Origin of the sequence: Simiduia curdlanivorans (assembly GCF_030409605.1) — a bacterium.
Taxonomy (GTDB): Bacteria; Pseudomonadota; Gammaproteobacteria; order Pseudomonadales; family Cellvibrionaceae; genus Simiduia; species Simiduia curdlanivorans.
Map to the genome: position 1 here is coordinate 1981271 of NZ_JAUFQG010000004.1, position 17669 is coordinate 1998939.

19 protein-coding genes are annotated in these 17669 nt (G+C 50.6%); 6 read left to right on the top strand and 13 right to left on the bottom strand.

What is annotated here, in order from left to right:
- Window positions 1-96: 96 nt before the first annotated feature.
- Genes QWY82_RS08830 through QWY82_RS08840 form a run of 3 tightly spaced genes read left to right on the top strand, consistent with a single transcriptional unit; the run spans window position 97 to window position 6457 of the window.
- The gene (locus tag QWY82_RS08830) at window positions 97-708 is read left to right on the top strand and encodes a Maf family protein (protein ID WP_290261464.1); all 612 of its coding nucleotides are present in this window, start codon (window positions 97-99) and stop codon (window positions 706-708) included.
- A 3-nt stretch (window positions 709-711) separates the two neighbouring features.
- A complete protein-coding gene (rng, locus tag QWY82_RS08835) occupies window positions 712-2190 on the top strand; it encodes a ribonuclease G (protein WP_290261466.1) in 1479 nt (492 codons plus the stop codon).
- Between the two features lie 10 nt (window positions 2191-2200).
- Window positions 2201-6457 (top strand): YhdP family phospholipid transporter, encoded by a 4257-nt coding sequence (locus tag QWY82_RS08840; RefSeq protein WP_290261468.1) that lies wholly within the window; start codon window positions 2201-2203, stop codon window positions 6455-6457.
- A gap of 340 nt (window positions 6458-6797) precedes the next feature.
- On the opposite strand, the gene QWY82_RS08845 is transcribed toward QWY82_RS08840, so the two are convergent.
- Window positions 6798-7367 carry a peroxiredoxin family protein gene (locus QWY82_RS08845; protein WP_290261470.1) on the bottom strand — a complete coding sequence of 190 codons (570 nt, stop codon included), beginning with the start codon at window positions 7365-7367 and terminating at the stop codon, window positions 6798-6800.
- 237 nt (window positions 7368-7604) lie between these two features.
- Between QWY82_RS08845 and msrB the strand changes: the two genes are divergently transcribed.
- Window positions 7605-8108 (top strand): peptide-methionine (R)-S-oxide reductase MsrB, encoded by a 504-nt coding sequence (msrB, locus tag QWY82_RS08850; RefSeq protein ID WP_290263502.1) that lies wholly within the window; start codon window positions 7605-7607, stop codon window positions 8106-8108.
- On the opposite strand, the gene QWY82_RS08855 is transcribed toward msrB, so the two are convergent.
- From QWY82_RS08855 to QWY82_RS08910, 12 genes are all read right to left on the bottom strand, one after another.
- Window positions 8109-8720 (bottom strand): trimeric intracellular cation channel family protein, encoded by a 612-nt coding sequence (locus QWY82_RS08855; protein ID WP_290261471.1) that lies wholly within the window; start codon window positions 8718-8720, stop codon window positions 8109-8111.
- On the bottom strand, window positions 8713-9246 hold the full coding sequence (gene yjgA / locus QWY82_RS08860; RefSeq protein ID WP_290261473.1) for a ribosome biogenesis factor YjgA: 534 nt from the start codon (window positions 9244-9246) through the stop codon (window positions 8713-8715). The genes QWY82_RS08855 and yjgA overlap by 8 nt, the downstream gene beginning before the upstream one ends.
- A gap of 95 nt (window positions 9247-9341) precedes the next feature.
- Window positions 9342-9611 (bottom strand): HPr family phosphocarrier protein, encoded by a 270-nt coding sequence (locus QWY82_RS08865; protein ID WP_290261474.1) that lies wholly within the window; start codon window positions 9609-9611, stop codon window positions 9342-9344.
- A gap of 7 nt (window positions 9612-9618) precedes the next feature.
- Window positions 9619-10518 carry an RNase adapter RapZ gene (gene rapZ / locus QWY82_RS08870; RefSeq protein WP_290261476.1) on the bottom strand — a complete coding sequence of 300 codons (900 nt, stop codon included), beginning with the start codon at window positions 10516-10518 and terminating at the stop codon, window positions 9619-9621.
- A 15-nt stretch (window positions 10519-10533) separates the two neighbouring features.
- Window positions 10534-10995 carry a PTS IIA-like nitrogen regulatory protein PtsN gene (ptsN, locus tag QWY82_RS08875; protein WP_290261479.1) on the bottom strand — a complete coding sequence of 154 codons (462 nt, stop codon included), beginning with the start codon at window positions 10993-10995 and terminating at the stop codon, window positions 10534-10536.
- A 4-nt stretch (window positions 10996-10999) separates the two neighbouring features.
- Complete coding sequence (gene hpf, locus QWY82_RS08880; RefSeq protein WP_290261481.1) at window positions 11000-11290, bottom strand: ribosome hibernation-promoting factor, HPF/YfiA family; 291 nt, start codon at window positions 11288-11290, stop codon at window positions 11000-11002.
- A gap of 110 nt (window positions 11291-11400) precedes the next feature.
- Window positions 11401-12945 carry an RNA polymerase factor sigma-54 gene (locus tag QWY82_RS08885; protein WP_290261483.1) on the bottom strand — a complete coding sequence of 515 codons (1545 nt, stop codon included), beginning with the start codon at window positions 12943-12945 and terminating at the stop codon, window positions 11401-11403.
- A 137-nt stretch (window positions 12946-13082) separates the two neighbouring features.
- Window positions 13083-13808, bottom strand: coding sequence for an LPS export ABC transporter ATP-binding protein (lptB, locus tag QWY82_RS08890; RefSeq protein ID WP_290261485.1), 726 nt, complete (start codon window positions 13806-13808; stop codon window positions 13083-13085).
- A 1-nt stretch (window position 13809) separates the two neighbouring features.
- Window positions 13810-14343 carry a lipopolysaccharide transport periplasmic protein LptA gene (gene lptA, locus QWY82_RS08895; RefSeq protein ID WP_290261487.1) on the bottom strand — a complete coding sequence of 178 codons (534 nt, stop codon included), beginning with the start codon at window positions 14341-14343 and terminating at the stop codon, window positions 13810-13812.
- Window positions 14330-14914, bottom strand: a complete 585-nt coding sequence (gene lptC / locus QWY82_RS08900; protein ID WP_290261489.1) for an LPS export ABC transporter periplasmic protein LptC — start codon at window positions 14912-14914, stop codon at window positions 14330-14332. Before lptC ends, lptA begins: the two co-directional genes overlap by 14 nt.
- 4 nt (window positions 14915-14918) lie before the next feature.
- On the bottom strand, window positions 14919-15449 hold the full coding sequence (locus QWY82_RS08905; RefSeq protein WP_290261491.1) for a KdsC family phosphatase: 531 nt from the start codon (window positions 15447-15449) through the stop codon (window positions 14919-14921).
- Window positions 15450-15467: 18 nt separating this feature from the next.
- Entirely contained in the window at window positions 15468-16442 is a 975-nt protein-coding gene (locus tag QWY82_RS08910) for a KpsF/GutQ family sugar-phosphate isomerase (protein WP_290261493.1), read from the bottom strand.
- A 178-nt stretch (window positions 16443-16620) separates the two neighbouring features.
- On the opposite strand from QWY82_RS08910, the gene QWY82_RS08915 reads away from it, so the two are divergent.
- Together QWY82_RS08915 and QWY82_RS08920 are read left to right on the top strand one after the other, a co-directional pair.
- Window positions 16621-17244 (top strand): MlaC/ttg2D family ABC transporter substrate-binding protein, encoded by a 624-nt coding sequence (locus tag QWY82_RS08915; protein ID WP_290261495.1) that lies wholly within the window; start codon window positions 16621-16623, stop codon window positions 17242-17244.
- Window positions 17245-17370: 126 nt separating this feature from the next.
- Entirely contained in the window at window positions 17371-17601 is a 231-nt protein-coding gene (locus QWY82_RS08920; protein WP_290261497.1) for a BolA family protein, read from the top strand.
- Window positions 17602-17669 lie beyond the last annotated feature (68 nt).

Here is a 17669-nt window from a genome sequence, read left to right on the forward strand (position 1 = left end):
GGCAGTGTTAATCACGGATATGCCGCTGCAAAGGACTACTGAGCCTAGGTTAGGGATATAATGTGAGGATTCTGTTTTGATGGCCAAGGAAGATGTATGGTTAAGTCACCGCTGGTTTTAGCCTCTCAATCTCCTCGGCGCAAGGAAATCTTGCTGCAACTGGGCGTGAACTTTAAACAGATAGCCGTCGATGTTGAAGAAATTCCCCTCCCCCATGAATCGCCTGCCGCCTATGTGTGTCGCTTAGCCGAAGCAAAAGCGCGCGCCGGTTATGCCTGTCAAAACACGGCGGGTGCTGTGGTGCTGGGCGCTGACACAGTGGTGGTGTGCGACGAACAAATTTTAGAGAAGCCCGAATCCGAGGCGCACGCCAAATCCATGTGGCGGCGCCTATCCGGGCGCAGCCACGAGGTGTTAACCAGTGTTTGTATGTTCAACGGTCAAGTGGCGGAACTCGAGTTATCGGTAACCCAAGTTCAATTTACCCTGCTCACTGACCACATGATCGATAACTACTGGCTCACCGGGGAAGGACTTGATAAAGCGGGCGGATACGCAATTCAGGGTATGGGAGCTGCTTTTGTAAAAGCGATATCGGGCAGTTACTCTGGGGTGGTGGGCTTGCCGATCGAGAAGCTGATCCCACTGTTTGATCAGTTTGACATAGCCTATTGGTGTCAACCCGTAAAAAATCGAGCCTTGGATTAAGCCATGAGTGAAGAGCTGTTAATCAATGTGGCCCCCACTGAAACCCGCGTTGCGCTAGTGGAGAATGGTGTCCTACAGGAAGTCTATATCGAGCGCCCGCAGCGCAGGGGTTTGGTTGGCAATATTTACAAAGGCAAAGTTGTGCGCGTGCTGCCTGGTATGCAGGCGGCGTTTATCAATATTGGCCTCGAGCGCGCAGGTTTTATTCATGCGGCCGATATAGCACCCTTGGATGAAAACGGGATGGAGGCGCGGCAGGTCGAAGTGCCTGACATTCGAAGCCTCGTACACGAGGGCCAAACCTTAGTCGTGCAAGTGACCAAGGACGCTATAGGTACTAAGGGCGCGCGCTTAACCACGCACCTTTCGCTGTCCTCGCGCTACCTGGTTTACATGCCTAAAACTGAACACATTGGTATTTCCACTCGCATCGAAGAAGAGTCAGAACGGGAGCGGTTAAAGCTGTTGGTGGAGCGCGCCATCGCAGAAAATAACGGTGTCGGACGGGGTGGTTTTATTGTTCGAACCGTTGCCGAGCTTGCCACAGAAGCTGAAATTATGGCCGATGTGCCATTTCTTTATCGGCTGTGGGATAACTTGAGCGGTGCCATTTCCGCCGCCGCGGTACCCACGGTCTTGCATGAAGACCTGCCGCTATTTCTGCGCACGCTGCGCGATCTGGTGAAGCCCAATTTAGAGAAAATTCGGGTTGATTCGCGTGAAGTTTATGCCCGCATGAATGAATTTGCCCATCAGTACTCGCCGGAAATAGCGAGTTTGCTGGAGCATTACCCGGGCGAGCGTCCACTGTTTGATCTATACGGTGTCGAAGACGAAATTGAGCGCGCACTTGAAACTAAAGTGCCCTTGAAGTCAGGTGGCTATCTGTTGATCGAACAAACAGAAGCGATGACCACGGTGGATGTCAATACCGGCGCTTTCGTTGGCCATCGCAATTTAGAAGAAACGATATTTAAAACCAATCTTGAAGCAGCAACGATGATTGCTCGTCAGCTGCGCCTAAGAAATTTAGGTGGCATCATTATTCTTGATTTCATTGATATGCAAGATAAGGAACATCAGCGCCAAGTGTTGAGAACCCTTGAGAAGATGATGGAGCGCGATAACGCCAAGACAAGTATCACCGGCGTATCAGAGCTTGGTTTAGTGGAGATGACGCGCAAGCGCACGCGCGAATCTTTGGGGCAGGTTATGTGCGCACCCTGCCCAGTTTGCCAGGGTCGCGGTCAATTGAAGTCTGTGGAAACCGTGTGTTTTGAATTGTTTCGAGAAATTCTACGGGAAGCCCGTTCTTACGAAAACGAGAGTTTTTTGGTGCTTGGTGCGCAGGTTGTTATCGATCGGTTACTCGACGAAGAATCTGCCAACGTGGCTGATTTAGAGGAGTTTATTGGGCGGCCAGTAAAGTTTCAGGTGGAAACCCTTTATAGCCAAGAACAATACGACATCATCTTGGTTTGATTAACTTTTTATGAAAAAGCTTGGCTCCTTCCTCGCTATCACCATAGGCCACTTCTGGCGGCTCATCGCATTGTTGCTAATTCTATGCGCGTTGCTTGTGCAGCTGGGCCGAATGGCGACACCGATGGTCGCCGATTATCGCGAGCCCTTGATCGATTATCTGACCGATAAATTGGGAATGGCTGTAGCTATTCAATCGCTCGACGCGCGCTGGGAAAGTTTGCTGCCTGTGCTCGCCTTGGAAGGCTTGGTCATATCTACGCCCAATGGAAAAGTGGTATTGGAAGTAGAAAGTGCGCTGGCCGAGGTAGATTTAATTGATTCGGTGATAGACCGACAGCTACGTTTCTCTGATGTTGAATTTTTAGGTGTACGCAGTAACTTTGTCGAAAATGCGACAGGTGCTTTTAGTTTGGAAGGCCTTAGTACGAATACCAGTGCCGCGAAAGATTCTGCCGTTACTCCCTACACGCTTGATAACCTACGGGATGTTTTCCTAATTGGAAAACAAGTAAATTTAATTGATTTAAAAACCCGTATTCGCCTAGATAGCGGTCACGAACTTGAGGTGACAGTAAATCGCATATTGTTGGAACACGGCAATAATCGTCATCGCTTAAGTGCCACTATTCAATTGGAAGACAAGCCCGAAGCGATTTCATTAACGATGGAGGGCAGCGGTGACCCCTTCGATATTTCTGAATTCGGCTCCAAAGCCTACCTCCGGGTCGACAATTTTCCCACTGAAAAATTACTGGCCCTGGTGGCGCGGCGCTATTGGCAAAGCTTACCCGAAGGGCGGTGGCGCAGAGAAGGGCAGGCGAGTATTGAAGCCTGGTTGACATTGGCGCCAGATAAAGGTCTGAACTGGTTGGGGCGTGTCAGCTTGAGCGGGTTGCCCTTTGAGTTAAAGGGGCATCAGGTTCCCTTTCGTTCCATCGATGCAGAAATTGTTGGCGATGCTGACTTTGATGGAAATTGGTTGTTGCAGTTACAGAACATCAATATGCAATGGGGTGATACCGAGCACCCGCCGTTTACTATGCAAATTCAATCGAGCACCAACAAGCTGATGAGCATCAACGCCGATCGGTTGGTGTTGCAGCATTGGCACAAGTGGTTAAGTGATAGTCAGCTATTGGCGCCGGCTTTAGTTGACGTGTTCGACGAGTTAGCGCCAGCCGGCAGCCTTGAAAATGTACATCTGTCTTGGCCGCAACAGAACCCCTCAGATTTTTTATTGCAAACTAATTTGACTAAGGTATCGGCCCAAGCATGGCGCGGCGCACCTACCGTAACCGGTGTGGATGGCTATTTGGAAACCACGAAAAGCAGTGGCTTTGTCGATTTGGATAGTCGCCAGGGTTTCAGCATGCACTACACCACTGTGTATGAAAATGCGATGGCTTACGACAGCGCCAATGGCCAAGTAGCCTGGTGGCTTAGGCCCGAAGAGCAGACTCTTTATGTCAATAGTGGGCCTATTCGGTTGGCCGGTGACGACGGAAACGCAACCGGGTTCTTATATATCAATGCACCGATACAGCGTGAAGATCACACGCTGGAGCTGCTACTGCAAATAGGCATAGAGAATTCTGCGGCACAATACCACAAAAAATATGTACCCTTTGTGGTCTCGGAAAATTTGCGCCAGTGGCTGGATGTAGCGGTTCAAGAGGGCGATGTGCGTCAAGGCGGGTTTATTTTCCACGGCTTTATTGCCGGTGCCTTGGCGCGTATGCCGAGCGTACAACTTTGGCTGGATATTGAAAATGCAGCTCTCGATTATTCATCGCCATGGCCAGCGGTATCTGAGGTCAGTGCTGAATTGGTTTTAGATACTTCGCATCTGCTTGTGAATGCTAGCTCTGGGCGAATTTATGATTCTATTTTGCAGCAAGCCAAGGTTGAATTGATTACTCAGGAAAGCGGATCGTCGAACTTGCTGATTGATGGTCGGCTTGCGGGTCCTTTAGCGGATGGGCAGAAATTGTTGGCCGAGAGCCCTTTGGCCGATATCACCAACCACACCTTTGCCAATTGGCAAATGGCTGGCGATTTTGCAGCGAATCTAGCGCTTAATGTGCCCATGACTAAGAACAGTGATGAATTGGATTTCGATGTTCAGGTCGAAATCGGAAAGGGTGAGTTAGCACTGCCTTTTATTAATTTGTCTGCCAAAGATTTAACCGGTGGGATAAGGATATCGAGACAAAACGCCATCGCGATTAACTCGTTAAAGGGCACTTTGTGGAACCAACCGCTAAGTGTGCGCTCTGCCTTGAATGACAGTAAAAACTTTTTGGAAATTAGCTTGGCTGCTCGGGCGGATATTGCCGATCTCGTAACTTGGGCTGGCTTTTCGTCGGTGAAGCAAGTCTCTGGAATCTCGAACTATGCTGTCGCTATTGACGTTCCTTGGGGCGCGCAGCAAAACCTAAACACCCCGGTAAATATTGGCGTCAGCAGTGATCTTATCGGCCTTGCCGTAAATTTACCGACGCCTTTGAATAAAGCATCGGATCAAAAATTGCCGTTTGCATTAGATATTCCGCTCACACAAGAAAGTGTACGGGTGACTGCTCGCGCTGGTAACGTCGCTGATTCGATTCTGCTGTGGTCTAAGGTTGATCAGCGTTTTGCTTTTGATCGCGGCGCTGTACAGCTATTTGGTAAGGCGCGTTTACCCGAGCAACCCATGCTTCGGTTAGGCGCTGGTTTTGAGCGTTTTGATCTTAACGCTTGGCTAAGTGCTTTCGATGGTCAATGGAGCGGCATACGCAAACCGATTGAGGCCTCGTATAGTATCGACGATGGCAACGAAACTGCTGTAGATGAGCGTGCATCGGAGGTGGAGAACGAAGCATATTTGCCGCTTTATATCGTGCTTAATGCAGAGCAATTGGTCTTAGCTGGCGAGCACGAGATAGGGGAAACCCATTTAGAGGGAATAAAGAGCGCGGATCGCTGGGCGTTCAGTCTTCAGAATGAACGCTTGGCGGGCACCTTGGATTTGCCGCTTGCAGCGGACAGCTCGCTCGACCTTTCGTTAAAAGTTTTACGTTTACCGCTATGGGCGGCTCAGGAAGCACCGGTACAGGAAGGTGCTCCCGTTGTAGCGGTTGAATTATCGAGTGTTGATAAAGAAGCGTTAGCGCTAGAGCAGGCCGAGTTAGTGTGGCAGCGGGTAAAGTCGCTACCGAAGATTCATGCGGCAATTGCGAGCTTGTATGTTAAAGAAAAAAATATTGGTCAGTTAACTTTTGACTCTTACATCCAGCAGGATACTTGGCATATCGATAATATTACCGGTGCTCTATTTGGCTTGTCTGTTGCTGGCTGGCCGACCAATGAGGCTAGTGGCGCAAGTGAGGCAATTGGAACAACCGGCACAATAGGGACAGCAATGACAAGCGGTGCGAGTTTGTCGTGGAATCATGGCAATAACGAATCGGTATTTACCGGGCAGGTAAAGGCGGGTGACCTCGGTGCGGTGATGGAAGCCTTTGATACGAAAAAATTAATAGAAAGTAATCGCGCCACCTTCAACGCCAATCTTGCTTGGCGCGGTGATCCTTATGGGGTCAAGCTGGAAAGTTTGCGTGGTGACATTGATTTTCAAGTTAAAGACGGCCGCTTTATGCGCGCAGATGCCTCCGCCAGTAATGCGTTAATGCGGCTCATGGGAATATTTAACTTCGATACCTGGATTCGTCGTTTACAATTGGATTTTTCCGATGTTTACGCCAGCGGCATGGCCTACGACGAGGTCAAAGGGGCGTTGGAATTTGATCGAGGGCTGGTGCAATTTAATACACCTGTGTCGGTAAAAACGCCGTCGAGCAAAATGCAGATGGAAGGGCAGGTGAATTTGGTCGATAACACCATCGATACCAAGCTTACGGTTAACTTGCCCGTGTTAGATAACCTCACTTTTATTGCGGCGGTCTCAGCCGGTTTACCCGTGGCTGCGGGGGTATTTGTTGCCAGCCGGTTATTTGAAAAGCAATTCGATAAAATGACCAGTGTTAACTATCGGGTGGTTGGTGCGTTGGATAACCCAAGCATGCAGTTTAAACAAGTTGCAGACAACCCGAAGAAAGCCGGCAGCGCTCAAACAGAGTCCCCGCAAGAACCTGCTGTTGGTGACCCAACCACCGCTTTGGATTCATCTACAAGTTCGGAACAGTCAAGTTCAAGTCAACGATCCACTAACCAAGAAAACTTTGGTCATAGTGAAGAAGATAAACCTATCCTCGATAACTAGGGAACCTCTGAATAACTCTGGTACCGCTCTGCGTGACCTGTAGCGGTCAGCCGCAAGGCGAGTTTCGCAGCTAATGGCCCTAGCGCTTAGCAAGAAGCTCAACGCAACGGATGGGCGCTAAAGGCCTCGCCCTACGGGGCTTCCAGCAAATTCCGTGTGCGTTGTTGCGACTGCTCGACAGACCCCGGTATGCCTTCGAAGCCGCGCCTAGCCCACGAAATTTGCTGGAAGCCAGAGCTGCACCAGAGTTATTCAGAGGTTCCCTAGTGCGAGCTTAGATGCACAAGTGCTGCAGTTGCGCTACCGCAGTCGATTCCTCGGGTTGGGTTAATTTAACTGGCTAGGCGAATTTAGGTGTATGGCTTGAGGTCCTGCTCGCTGTGTCAATAAATGCCTGTACTTGTGCCAGTGGGATATGGTCGCTGGTGTCTCGGCCGTACCAGGCCTGTTGAATTGCCCCGTCTTCGTCAATGAGAAAATCTGCTGGCACCAACTTAACATGTGGGTTGTTACTGGGTTTAGCGCCGAGCATAAAACCCCTAATGATCCTAGGTAGTTTCAATACCAAGGCTTTGAGTAGAGCTGTGCCCGATTGCTCGACACCATAATGATTGTATAGCGCCAATTTGGGGTCGGCGAGCATAGTGAATGGCCGAGGGTGATTAGCAACAAAGCGGCGCACTTGCGCTGGGGTGTCGCTAAACACGGCAATTACTTCGAGGTTTTGATCTTGCCAGTGCTGATAATTTTGACTCAGCTCATACACCCGTAAGTGGCAGAAGGGGCAGGCTGCATCGCGGAAAAATGACAGCATAACGCGCTTGCCCCTGAAACTTTTCAAGCTGAAGGGTTTGCCGTAAATATCCTTGGTTGCGAAATTTAACCCTTGGTGCGGTGTGATTAGTCGCATGGCGTCAGCTCATGGTTATAGGATTTTAGTCGGTTACGAGCGAAATGGGATTTTGGATGACAAAAGCATTAAAAAACGAATTAGCGGCGATGCAACATAGGAAACTTGCGGCAATGCTCTGAGTTGGCTGGCTTCCCCTAGAGCTTAGAAAAGCGCGGGTGTAACAAATACATCTAGGCCGAGTCTAACCGATAACTAGACTCATTTGCCGTATATAGAGGTATCGCTGTGACAAAGATGATTGGTTGTATCTTGCTGCTGGTTTCGCTCTTCGCCTGTGCGGACAAGGCCCAAGTAGATAATGAAAAAATAGAACAAGCTAAAAAAATGATCGCTGATCAGCGAAATCTTGAATCGATCTCCAGAGATGTATGGGCCGAGTTATTAACGGCGCAACAATTTGATGTGATGTGGAATGGCGCCACCGAGAGAGCTTTTACAGGCGCTTTGTTAGAGACAAAAGGTGAGGGTACTTTTGTGACAGCCGGGTGTAAATTACCGGTATTTCGGTCTGAGCATAAGTATGAATCGGGCAGCGGCTGGCCCAGCTTTTGGGAGATGTTTAATGCCGACAATATCGTCCTTAAAAAAGATTACAGCTGGGGTATGCGCCGGGTAGAGGTATTATCCAAATGTGGTGAGCATCTTGGCCATGTGTTCGAAGATGGGCCAGAGCCCACTGGCTTACGCTATTGCATCAATTCGGCGGCGTTAGAATTTATTCCCGATCAACAGCAATAGTTAGTCTTGGTATTTTGGTAGCCTAAGGTCCCAAATAATCGCAGCACCGCGCAGACTGAAGGCGCCGATAAAGCCTAGGCAGATGCTTAATGACGAGTCTAGCTGCAGATGATTTGCGATGAGAAACACGAGCGAACCCGTCACGCTCGCCGAGACGTAAATTTCAGGTTCCAAAATAACCGGCATTTGGTCGAGCATAACGTCGCGAATCACACCGCCGAAGGAGGCGGTTATCATGGCCATGGCGATAGCGACTAGCCAGGAGTCGTTCCACGCGAGTGACGTGTGAGTTGCCATCACGCTAAACAGGGCCATACCGGCGGCGTCCATCCACACCAGCGCGCGGTGTTTTGACGCTATATAGTGGGCAATAAAGTAGGTGAGCGCCGAGGCGATCACGCACACATAAAGATAAATCGGTTCGGCTAACCAAAACACTTGAGGTTTATTGAGTATTAGATCTCTTATGGTGCCGCCACCAATGCCGGTGACTACACCCAGAAGGATAAAGCTCATGATATCTTGCTGTTTCTCTGCCGCCGCTAGGGCGCCAGAGATAGCAAAAACTGCGCAGCCTAAAATGCCGGTAAAAAAGATGATTTCACTAAACAAGGCTGCTAGACACGATGGTGTCGCGTATCGCACGAAAGACTTTGCGTGCAGCAGCAGGCGGCTTGCTGCGCTCGAGTTCGGACTTTGCCGTGCGCACTAGTTGCCTTAGTTGCTGTCGGTCAGCTTGAGGGTAGTCCAACATAAACTCGTTGATAGCGTCGTCGCCATCGGCAATAAACCGATCGCGCCAACGCTCGGCTAGGTGTTGTTGCAAAACGTGTTGTTCTGAAACTTGCATTAAGCCTTGGTAAGCTGCTGCGATGGCTTCGTGATCGGCTTCGCGCATCAGTCGCCCAATAAACTGCATGTGCCGGCGTTTTGCGCTGTTGGTTTTGATGCGACCCATTTCTACGATAGCCAGTTGCAACGTTTCCGGCAGCGGAATCTTGCTCAGCTGATCCTTATTGAGATCACATAGCTTAGCCCCAAGCTGCTGTAGCGCTGTGGCCTCGTTTTTGATTTGGGTTCGACTTTTTGGGAGTTCTTCGCCGTCGAGCAGGTCGTCAGCTGGGTCGTGATTTGCCATGATAATATCCAAAATTCTTGCTCGGCCCTTCCATCAGGTGCGGGCGGTTGCGTCTCGGCCCGCATGGTACCCAACTCGGGGTTAAAGCGACAGCGTTACTCGCCTTCGCCGAAGTAGTCGTTGATCAGAGCGGTGATGGCGTCCATGGCTTCCTGCTCATCGTCGCCGTCGGTTCTTAGGTTGAGCTGTGTGCCTTTGGCCGCGGCTAGCAGCATGAGCGACATAACACTTTTGCCGTCTACCATTCTCTCGCCGATGCCCGCTTGAATTTTGCAGCCAAAACGTGCGCACAAGGTCGCCATTTTTGCCGCCGCACGGGCGTGCAGGCCTAGCTTGTTGATAATCTCTATTTGGGTTTCAATCACGCTACGCCTAGCCCTTTGTGCCGGTTAATTCTCGATGCCTAAGTTGTAGTTTAGAGTTTTTTCCCGCCAGTGCTTTATAAAGTTCTTCGGCCATATAAACCGATCGGTGTTGGCCACCAGTGCAGCCAATAGCGATGGTCATGTAGCTGCGGTTGCTTTGTTCAAATTTTGGCAGCCAGCGCGTTAAGTGCGCCAGAATATCGCTGCGCATTAGGCGCGTGTCTTCTTGTTCTTCTAAAAAATCCGCCACCGGCTGATCTTGCCCCGTTAGGGCCCTCAAGTGGGGTTTCCAGTAAGGATTGGGTAGGCAGCGCACGTCAAATACGAAATCGGCGTCTACCGGCACCCCGCGCTTAAAGCCAAAGGACACCAGTTGCACGGACATACTGGTATCGGCGTTCAAGCTGACGCGGTTTTTGACCAGGTCGCGCAGTTGATGCAGGGTGAGGGTGGTTGTGTCGATGACTAGATCGGCTAAATCGACGATGGGTTGCAGTAGCTCGCGCTCTTTTACCGTCGCCTCTTTTAGGCTGACCCCTTCTTTACTAAGTGGGTGCTTGCGCCGCGTTTCGCTAAAGCGCTGAATCAGTACCGGTGATCGGGCATCTAAAAACATGACCTCGATCCGTATACCCTTGGCATTGGCGTCGGCCACCAATTGTGGAAACTTGGGCAGTTCCTGCCAAGCATTGCGAGCATCGACGCTGATCGCAAATAGAGAATTGGGTGTTGGATCTGATACTAATTGATGTACCAGCTCGGGTAGTAAGCGCAAAGGCAGATTATCGACACAGTTAAATCCTAAATCTTCGAGCACGTGCAGGGCGGTACTCTTGCCTGCTCCGGAGCGGCCACTGACGATAATTAAGCGCGGTGATTGTTTGACCGTACTTTTATCCGTATTCATGTTGACAGAATCCCTTTATTGCGTGGCAAGGTATGCGCTTACCCTACTATAGAGTAGATCGCTTGTCTCAGCCGTTCTCAGTGCCGCGCGGAATTCTTCCTGTTGAAATAATTCGGCCAGTTTTGCCAATGTTTGTAAGTGCTCGCTACTGGCTTCTTCCGGCACCATAAGGGTAAATATGACGTCGACCGGCGCACCGTCGATGGCATCGAAGTCGATCGGGCTGGAGAGCACAACCAAAGCGCCAATAGTGCTTTCACAGCTGGCGACTCGACAGTGTGGGATAGCAATTCCATGACCTAAGCCCGTGCTACCCAGTTTTTCACGCGCGATTAAGCTGCGAAATAGTGTATCGGCATCTAGGCTGGGTATATCAGTGGCGATGATGTTGGCGATCGTCTCAAGCACGCGCTTTTTACTGACGCCCTCTACACCGTGTTGTACACGGCGAGGGGCTAGAAGGGTTTCAAACTGCATAGGGTTATCGATGGCTTCGGAGTTTTTCTTTGTGTTTAATTAGTTGGCGATCTAGCTTATCAGAGAGCAGGTCTATGGCTGCATAGAGATCCTGAGACTCTGAATCAGCGAAAAATTCAGCGCCACTGACGTGTACTGTCGCTTCCGCCTTTTGCTGTAGTTTATCAACACTTAGTATGGTGTTGATACTGGTTATTCGGTCGTGGTGTCGCTCGAGCTTTTCCAGCTTTGCATGGACGTAATCTTTTATGGCGTCGGTCAGGTCTAGGTGGTGTCCGCTGATATTTATTTGCATTCGGCTGCTCCTTTGTGTCGCTGCTTTTGCTGTCAACTGCCCTTTTTTGGTGCAAACCCCAAAGCTGGGCGCCTAAAACTAGGGTGTAGCGGTGTTGCTTGATCTAGCGTTTAGATCAATCTCTTGCGTTCATTGGATGCTGCAATGCCCAATGACTCTCGGTATTTAGCGATAGTTCTGCGCGCTACCTGAATGCCTTGCTCTTCAAGCAGGGTGGTGATTTTACTGTCGCTTAAGGGTTTTTTCGGATTCTCAGCCGCCACCAGCTTCTTAATAATGGCGCGAATCGCGGTGGATGAGCACTCTCCACCCGCATCCGTGCTGACGTGGCTGGAGAAAAAGTATTTCAGCTCGAAGATGCCCCGCGGGGTGTGCATATACTTTTGTGTGGTAACGCGGGAGATGGTGGACTCGTGCATGCCAACTTCTTCTGCAATGTCGTGCAGTACCATAGGGCGCATGGCCTCGGGGCCGGATTCAAAAAAGCCCATTTGCTTTTCGACGATGCAACTGGCGACCTTGAGCAGGGTTTCGTTGCGGCTTTGCAGGCTCTTGAGGAACCAGCGCGCCTCTTGCAAATGGTCGCGCATGAAGTTGTTATCTGGGCTGGTATCTGCCCGTTTGACGAGCGAGGCGTAACCAGCGTTAATGCGTATTTTAGGCGCTATGTCTGGGTTAAGTTCCACTAACCAGCGATCCTGCTTCTTACTGACAAAGACATCTGGAACAACATATTCAGTATCGGCCTGTGCGATTTGTTCGCCGGGGCGCGGGTTTAGGGTTTGAATTAACCCGATTACCTCTGCCAGCTCAGCTTCTTTAAGTTTACAGCGCCGCATCAGTTGCTTGTAATCGCGATTGCCTAACAGCGCTAAATGATCCTTAACAATAAGCTTAGCAGCATCTAGGAAAGGTGTAGTAGTTGGCAGTGTTCGCAGTTGGATAAGTAGGCACTCGGCCAAGTCTTGGCCGGCGACACCGACCGGGTCAAACTGTTGAATGCGATGGAGAACCGCTAACACTTCGTCCAGTTCAACCGGGTCTTCGAGCATTTCCTGTTCTTGATTGAGGCCCTCGGCTATGTCGCCGATGGGGTTGCCCAGCATGCCGCTCGGTTCGATATCGTCGATGATCGATAGGGCGATGACTCTGTCCCTGTCGCTCATGGGGGTTAAATTGAGCTGCCACAGCAGGTGTTCCTGCAGGCTTTCGCCGGTGCTATCGCCGCGCTCGTAATCGCGGTCTTCGTCGCTGCCTGAACCGCTGCTGGCTGGGCCGGAGGTGTAGATGTCGTCCCAGTTGGTGTCGACCGGCAGGTCGTCGGGTATGTCGTTGTTCCAGTCACTATCCATCTCATTGGACTGGTTGTTATCGGGTGAAGTTTCCGGCGTGTTTAATTCTTGTAGGTTGGTTTCGGTAGATTCTTTGGCACTGTTAAATTCTGGGTCGCTAGGTTCGCTGACATCGCTACTGGCCTCTGTGTCCTGTGCCCCGTCTTCGCCCTCTGATATTTCGAGCATGGGGTTGGATTCTAGCGCCTCCTGAATTTCCGCTTGCAAATCCAAGGTGGACAACTGCAGCAGCCGGATGGCCTGCTGCAACTGCGGCGTCATGGTCAGTTGTTGACCTAGCTTGAGCTGTAGTGATGGCTTCATGGTTTGATGACTAACATCCTTTAAGGTAGTGCCTCGCAACTTCGCCGAGGTATGGTCTTAGTGTAGTCATCCGTCAGGGCTCAGGCAATATTGACAAGCAAGCTCCATGCCTTTATGAGCCGTAGGGTAAATTAAAATTAGAGAGTGAATTGATCACCTAAATAAACCTCGCGGACTCGCTGGTTGGCTAGCACAGTATTGGCGTCGCCTTCTGCGATGATATGCCCCTCGCTGACGATATAGGCTTTCTCGCAGATACTGAGAGTTTCGCGCACATTGTGATCGGTAATAAGCACGCCTATACCGCGTTCTTTGAGGTGTTTGATGATGTTTTTAATGTCGCCCACGGAAATTGGGTCTACCCCAGCAAAGGGCTCGTCCAGCAAAATAAACTGCGGCTCAGTGGCCAATGCCCGTGCAATTTCTACGCGTCGTCGCTCGCCGCCAGAAAGTGCCATGCCTAGGCTGTCTCGAATATGGGTGATGTGAAATTCTTCGAGCAATGCTTCCATGCGTGCGAGGCGTTGCTTGCGGTTGAGCTCCTTGCGCGTCTCCAGTATGGCGAGAATATTGTTGGCCACGGTGAGCTTGCGAAATACGGACGCTTCTTGGGGTAGATAGCCGATACCGGCGCGCGCGCGGCCGTGGATGGGCATGCCCGTCAGGTTTTTATCGTCGATTAATACGCGCCCGGCGTCATTTTCCACCAGGCCCGCAATCATGTAAAAACAGGTGGTTTTGCCTGCCCCATTGGGGCCGAGTAGGCCGACGATTTGACCGCTGTTGACCTCCATGGACACATCGATAACGACACGCCGACCCTTGTAACTTTTGGCCAAATTTAATGCACTTAATTTAGCCATGCTATTCCTTCGCGTCGCTGTTTTTTTTCTGGGGTTGAAGAATCATTTTTACCCGGGAATTATTACTGTCTCGGCTGCCGGCTTCCACCAGCGCGAGATGAATGTCGTAGTTAATAATATCGCCCGTCACGATGGAGCCGTCTTGTTCAACTTGCGCGTTTTCAGTGATGGTTAATTTATCTTCTACAACCTCGTACTTGAGCGTGTTGCCGCGCGCAATAATCACTTCTTTGTCGAGTGCCGGCTTTTGTTGAAAGTGCGCGGGCGCGCCGGTGGCAACAATGCGGTTAACTTTTTTCTCGGCGCTGTGGATGACAATTTTATCGGCAACAATATGAATGCTACCTTGATCCATTTGCACGTTGCCGGTGTAAACAGTGATGCCTTTATTTTGATCCTGCGTTGCTTTGTCGGCTTCGATCTGAATCGGTTGGTCGCGATCCTCGGGTAGGCCGTAACTTAAAACGCTGGTCAGCGCCAAGGCTAGGATGGTTGTATTTTTAACAGCACCTTTAACGGTATTAATAAGGGGCATGGGTTCCTCTTACCTTGTGTTTAAGCGTGAGTGTTTGGGCCTTCATGTCAGCGGTTAAACCCACTGCAGTGGTTGTGCCCGTCGGTGTAATGATTTTTACCGGCTGGTCGGTATCGGCTATTTGACGCTTAGTAAAATAGATCATTCGATCGGTAAAGAGTTCCGTTATGCCTTTGACTGGATCTTCCTGCCATAAATGCACGTTGCCAATCAGTTCAACTTGCTGGCCTTTTTCTGTCGCGCGCCCCTGATCGGCTGTGATGTGCCAAGGGCGGGTGTTGTGCGTGAAAATTTGGGCTTCTATGGTTTCTATTAGGGTGTAGTCTTGATCGCTCGCCTTGCCTTTGGGTTGGAAGTGATCGGCGCGCGCACCGGTGATGTGTTGGCTTAAGCTTCCGCTCACATCGTATTGTTTGCTAATAAAGTTGGTAATAAAAAAAGCCGGTGCCATTTGTTGGTCTTTAGCGCTGCCTTTATCGAACAGTCGGCTGGACGGGTTGTCGACACTAAACAGATAAACAACAACCATAATGGCGATAATTATTGGCAGTAATTTCTTTAGTATTGCCATGCTTTTAGTCTTTACCTAAATAGACATTGAGCAGGTCTTGGTGTGTACCTTGAGATTTCATTAGGTAGTCGCAAGCCTCGCGCACCGCGCCTTCGCCACCGTTGCGGCTACTTTGCCAGTGGGCTTGGGCTACCACATCCGGGTGGGCGTTTGCTGTTGTCATGGCGAGGCCCACTTTAACCATGCAGGTTAGGTCGGGGTGATCGTCGCCCATAAAAGCGATTTGTTCTAGCGCGATAGAGTGGCTGGCGAGTATTTCTTGTAGCGCGGTAAATTTATCTTCGCGCCCTTGAATTAAAATAGTAATGCCCAGATCTTTAGCTCGGCGCTCCACCAGTGCGCTGGTGCGGCCGGTGATGATGCCCACTTTAACCCCGGTTTTTTGCAGCAGTTTTATGCCGTGGCCATCTTGCGTGTTGAACGCTTTCATCTCGTTGCCGCTGTTATCGAAATACAGCTTGCCGTCGGTTAAAACGCCGTCCACATCGAGCAGCAGTAGGCGAATGGATTGGGCAATTTTTAAAACTTGTGTCATGGAGTTAACTCTTAAAAACTAAACGATTCCGGCACGCAATATGTCGTGCATGTGCAGCAAACCCACGGGATGATTGTTGTCATCCTCCACCACCAGGGCGGTAATCTTTCTTTGCTCCATGACGTTTAGCGCTTCGGCTGCTAAGAGCGATGCCTTGATAGCCTTGGGCTTTTTGTTCATGACTTGTGCCATGGTGGCGGTGGCAAGGTTAATACCCTGATCGACATTGCGGCGCAGGTCACCGTCGGTGAAAACGCCTATTAATTGATCGTTGCTGTCGACGATGGTAGTCATACCAAAACCGGTCCGAGTCATCTCCACCAACGCTGACGAGAGTAGGCTGTCGGGCGACACTTTTGGCAATTCGGTGCCGCTGTGCATCAGATCGCTGGCGCGAATAAGTAGGCGTCGACCCAAGGCACCGCCTGGGTGAGAGAAGGCGAACTCTTCTTTAGTAAACCCACGCGCCTCCAATAGCGCCACCGCGAGGGCATCGCCCATGACCAGGGTAACCGTGGTTGATGAGGTGGGGGCAAGATCGAGCGGACAGGCCTCTTCTTTAATACTGATATCTAAATTTACGTCGGCCGCTTGTGCGAGTGGCGAATTAGGGTTGCCGGTCATGCTAATGATGTTGATTTGCATGCGCTTAAATAGCGGTATCAGCGTTAACACTTCGGCCGAGCTGCCCGAGTTGGAGATGGCGATCACCACATCATTTTTTGTGACCATGCCTAAGTCGCCATGGCTGGCTTCGCCCGGGTGCACGAAGAAGGCGGGGGTGCCAGTGCTGGCAAAGGTGGCTGCCATCTTGCCACCTATGTGGCCGGATTTACCCATGCCGGTGACGATGACGCGCCCTTGACAGGCCAAGATGATTTCACAGGCTTTAACAAACTGTTGGTCGATGCGTGCTTGTAACGCGCTCACCGCTTGCGACTCTATAGCTACGGTTCGCTTTCCCGCCTCGATAAAGGCTGTTGTCTGACTCATGTGTCGGCTCGTCACAGATGGTGGGTAGTTTAGATTGGGTAATGGTATAGTGCTAACCGCGTAATGTCAGCAATGCCGTGTTAGCTGATGTGGGGATTGAGCCTGCAGGCTTTCACCGTTTAGTTGCTGATGTTTGTGGGCGAGCGAGAGAAACAAGTACTGATTTTGAGGAAGATGTATGTGGGGTTGGATTAAAAAGTTAGCGTTTGTGGGCAGTTTATTGGCTACGCAAGTGGGTTTTGCTGCATCTACTGTTGGCCCCCACGAGGTGGTCGTGAAAGTGGTCGATGATTTGCGGGTTGCCGTGCGCAAGCACAGCGATGCAACAGACCCAGAAGGGCTGGCCCTGATGCAGGAAATGCGCAGTATTTTAGAGCCAGTGGTCGACTTTGGTTTTATCGCAAAAGTCGTCATGGGCGATACTGCAAAATCAGCCACTAAAGATCAGGTTGGCCGATTTGAAGCGGTTTTTCGTGAAAGCTTGGTGTCTACCTATGCGAAAGGCATGAAGGGCTATGTAGAAGCGGAGATGAATATTCCCCCGCTTGGCCCAGAAGCGCAGGGGCAAAATCGCGTTGCTGTGCGTCAGGAGGTGACTACTACATCCGGTATTCAAGTCATTGATTACACCATGGCGAAAAACAGAAGCTCGGGCGAGTGGAAGTTGATCAACGTGGTTCTGAATGGTATTAACTTGGGTAAAACCTTTCGAAGCCAATTCGCCCAGGCTATTAAGCAGCACAACGGTGACGTTGATAAAGTTATCGAGCTTTGGGCTCAGGCGCCACAGGCTAAGTCTTAGGCGCGTTAGCCGTGCAATAGCCGGCGCAAACCAGTAAACTTGGCACCCCCTTTATTGGGGGTGTTTTTGTTTTTGGGCCTTTGATTTCGAGGTTCATGGTCGAAAAGTGAACAATTGAGGTGGTAAATGCAACCGAGTGAAATAAAAGCGCTGCTAGAGGCGAATATTGCGGGTAGCCAAGTCGAGGTGAGTTCGGACGGCAGTCACGTCACCGTTAAGGTTGTGAGTGCCGTTTTTGAAGGGCTGCGCCCAGTTCAAAAGCAGCAGTTAGTGTATAAAGTGTTGGCCGATCAAATTGCCAGCGGCGCTATTCACGCTGTGCACATGCAAACCTTGACGCCAGCAGAAGCGGGTTAGTACCCGTTATGCCCTGAGCCTTTGCCCTAGGCTGAGTCAATGTTTTCTTCGTTAGTTCCAATATAGAG

What these genes read in the sequence shown, in the direction of transcription:
- QWY82_RS08905 (WP_290261491.1), bottom strand. Translation starts at nt 15,449, where the DNA reads ATGACACAAGTTTTAAAAATTGCCCAATCCATTCGCCTACTGCTGCTC.
- ptsN (WP_290261479.1), bottom strand. Translation starts at nt 10,995, where the DNA reads ATGCAGTTTGAAACCCTTCTAGCCCCTCGCCGTGTACAACACGGTGTA.
- QWY82_RS08915 (WP_290261495.1), top strand. Translation starts at nt 16,621, where the DNA reads ATGTGGGGTTGGATTAAAAAGTTAGCGTTTGTGGGCAGTTTATTGGCT.
- QWY82_RS08885 (WP_290261483.1), bottom strand. Translation starts at nt 12,945, where the DNA reads ATGAAGCCATCACTACAGCTCAAGCTAGGTCAACAACTGACCATGACG.
- QWY82_RS08840 (WP_290261468.1), top strand. Translation starts at nt 2,201, where the DNA reads ATGAAAAAGCTTGGCTCCTTCCTCGCTATCACCATAGGCCACTTCTGG.
- rng (WP_290261466.1), top strand. Translation starts at nt 712, where the DNA reads ATGAGTGAAGAGCTGTTAATCAATGTGGCCCCCACTGAAACCCGCGTT.
- rapZ (WP_290261476.1), bottom strand. Translation starts at nt 10,518, where the DNA reads ATGAATACGGATAAAAGTACGGTCAAACAATCACCGCGCTTAATTATC.
- lptA (WP_290261487.1), bottom strand. Translation starts at nt 14,343, where the DNA reads ATGCCCCTTATTAATACCGTTAAAGGTGCTGTTAAAAATACAACCATC.
- yjgA (WP_290261473.1), bottom strand. Translation starts at nt 9,246, where the DNA reads ATGGCAAATCACGACCCAGCTGACGACCTGCTCGACGGCGAAGAACTC.
- lptC (WP_290261489.1), bottom strand. Translation starts at nt 14,914, where the DNA reads ATGGCAATACTAAAGAAATTACTGCCAATAATTATCGCCATTATGGTT.
- hpf (WP_290261481.1), bottom strand. Translation starts at nt 11,290, where the DNA reads ATGCAAATAAATATCAGCGGACACCACCTAGACCTGACCGACGCCATA.
- QWY82_RS08830 (WP_290261464.1), top strand. Translation starts at nt 97, where the DNA reads ATGGTTAAGTCACCGCTGGTTTTAGCCTCTCAATCTCCTCGGCGCAAG.
- QWY82_RS08910 (WP_290261493.1), bottom strand. Translation starts at nt 16,442, where the DNA reads ATGAGTCAGACAACAGCCTTTATCGAGGCGGGAAAGCGAACCGTAGCT.
- msrB (WP_290263502.1), top strand. Translation starts at nt 7,605, where the DNA reads ATGATTGGTTGTATCTTGCTGCTGGTTTCGCTCTTCGCCTGTGCGGAC.
- QWY82_RS08845 (WP_290261470.1), bottom strand. Translation starts at nt 7,367, where the DNA reads ATGCGACTAATCACACCGCACCAAGGGTTAAATTTCGCAACCAAGGAT.
- QWY82_RS08920 (WP_290261497.1), top strand. Translation starts at nt 17,371, where the DNA reads ATGCAACCGAGTGAAATAAAAGCGCTGCTAGAGGCGAATATTGCGGGT.
- lptB (WP_290261485.1), bottom strand. Translation starts at nt 13,808, where the DNA reads ATGGCTAAATTAAGTGCATTAAATTTGGCCAAAAGTTACAAGGGTCGG.